This is a genomic window from Streptomyces sp. NPDC047869, assembly GCF_040704065.1.
In the GTDB taxonomy this organism is placed as follows: Bacteria; Actinomycetota; Actinomycetes; order Streptomycetales; family Streptomycetaceae; genus Streptomyces.
Genome location: NZ_JBEYRK010000078.1, coordinates 1 through 1,155, shown reverse-complemented (window position 1 = coordinate 1,155; position 1,155 = coordinate 1). Strand labels below are relative to the sequence as shown.

1 protein-coding gene is annotated in these 1,155 nt (G+C 66.9%); it reads right to left on the bottom strand.

All coding sequences use genetic code 11. The features are described 5' to 3' along the window. On the bottom strand, positions 1 to 701 hold a 701-nt coding region (locus AB0924_RS38605), incomplete at its 3' end, for an alcohol dehydrogenase catalytic domain-containing protein (protein WP_366913989.1). Between the last annotated feature and the right edge of the window lie 454 nt (positions 702 to 1,155).

Genomic DNA, 1,155 nt, shown 5'->3' with positions numbered 1-1,155 from the left:
GCCGGGTTCTGCTCGGCGGTGTTGATCGGGATGGCTCCGATCTCCTCCGCCTTGCGCAGCCGGTCGGGCTGGTGGTCGGCCGTCCAGACGCGGCCGGCGCCCTTGAGGATGGCGGAGTAGGTCGCCATCAGCCCGACGGGACCGGCCCCGAAGACGATGGTCTGGTCGCCCGGTTTGACGTGGGCCATCTCGGTGGCGTGATAGCCGGTGGGGAAGATGTCGGCGAGCATCACGTAGTCGGTCTGCCGCTCGGCGGCGTCCTCGCCCAGACGCAGCGCGTTGAAGTCGCCGTAGGGCACGCGCAGCAGCTCCGCCTGGCCGCCCTGGTAGGGGCCCATGTCGGCGAATCCGTAGGCGGCTCCCGCGAGGTCCGGTTCCGGCTGCATGGTCAGGCAGTAGTTGGTCAGGCCCCGCTCGCACTGCTTGCAGAAGCCGCAGGCGATGTTGAAGGGCAGGACCACGTACTCGCCGACCTGGACCTTGCGGACGGCCGAGCCGACCTCCACCACCTGGCCCATGTTCTCGTGTCCCAGGGTGCGGCCGGACTCGAAGGAGGTGCGGCCCTCGTACATGTGCAGGTCCGAACCGCAGATGTTGGTGGTGGTGATCTTGACGATGATGTCGCAGGGGTGTTCGATCTTCGCGTCCGGTACGTCCTTCACGGTGACCGTTCGCGGTCCTTCGTATACCGCTGCTTTCATGGTGACTTCCCTTGATGTCGCGGCATGGCGGTGGTGGAGAAGGCGCAGAGAGCCTGACTCTCGGAAGTGCTGCGACGCAGTCCGTGGCTCCGGCACGTCTCCGCGGGCCGTTCACCTGCATCAGGCGGAACGGTGGGTTTTGCCGCCGGCTCGCCAGGCGGAGCGTCGGCGCTCCGGCGGCGTTGCATCCGGGTCCCCGTCGGCATTCGACGCGAAACGACTCTTCACCGATCGATCAGCGGAATCTCCGGACCCGGACGACCACCAACCGACGGCACATCTCCGACTGAGGTCACCCGCTAGTGCCGCATCAAGCAACGTTCGCCCTGCGATGAGGCGTCACTCTGTTGCTGTCCTGGGCGGCGCCGGACGGCCAGAATGATCGCGTGGCTGAACGTGTGCAGGTCCGGGAGATCGATGACGACGAGGGCAGGCGGTTACTGCGGATCGTCCG